Raw genomic sequence first — 856 nt, 5'->3', positions numbered from 1 at the left:
ACATGCCCAGTTCCGGCAGCCAGGCCTGGCCGGTGTACTGGAAGCGGCCGATGTTGCCCGAGCCGGGGATGCCGTACTCGTCGTAGGTGTTGACGGCGTTGACCGCGCCTGTGGCGTCGGTGCGGGCGACGATCGAGCCTTGGTGGTCCGCATAGAGATACTGCGGCGAGGCTGTGCTCGCCCCCTCGTACCAGACCAGAGGCGTATCGGCGCCGTCGGCGTGGACGTAGCGCCGCTGCATATTGCCTTCAACGTCGTACTCCGCTGTCAGCCTATCGCCGTCGTAGAGATAGCGGATCGCCGACCGACTGCTGCTCGAACTCTGGAACAGGCGGCCCAACGGATCCCAGATCAAGCTGGCTCCGCCCGGGCCGCTGATCAGCCGGTTCTCCACGTCATAGACGTAGGCGCCGCCCGAGCCGTCTGAGGTCAGGTTGCCATTGGCATCATAGGTGAAACTGGCCGGTCCCGCCGTGGTGTACTGGTTCAGACCGTTGACCGCATAGACGCGGGTGACGTTCACATGATCGACGAAGTCATAGGCGGCGTTGTTCCGCGTGCGGGAGACCACCTGGCTGGCCGGATTACGGGCGAAGGTCGTGGTGATGTCGTGAGCCGCGCCCGCCAGATTGTGCGTCAACGAAGCCAGCCGCGAGGCCTCGTCGTAGCCATAAGTGGTCGGCACGGTCCAGCTGGAACCGACGCGGCGGTACAAGTGCGTCGCTCGGCCGTGGTTGTCGTAGCGCGGATCGAACACCAGCGTGGTGTTCATATAGGCCGAGTTCACCCGCCCCAGCACATCGCGGCTGTATTGGGCGTATTGCCCATCCGGATGCGTCACGTGGGTGCGGCCGCC

At 64.8% G+C, this 856-nt stretch carries 1 pseudogene; it reads right to left on the bottom strand.

Annotation, left to right across the window (positions count from 1 at the left end):
• A pseudogene (locus HX774_RS12905) lies at positions 1-856 on the bottom strand (RHS repeat-associated core domain-containing protein); the annotation flags it as partial.

Source organism: Brevundimonas sp. P7753 (assembly GCF_013386595.1).
GTDB lineage: Bacteria > Pseudomonadota > Alphaproteobacteria > Caulobacterales > Caulobacteraceae > Brevundimonas > Brevundimonas bullata.
The sequence above is the reverse complement of the archived record's forward strand: the minus strand, read 5'-3'. Positions and strand labels throughout refer to the sequence as shown.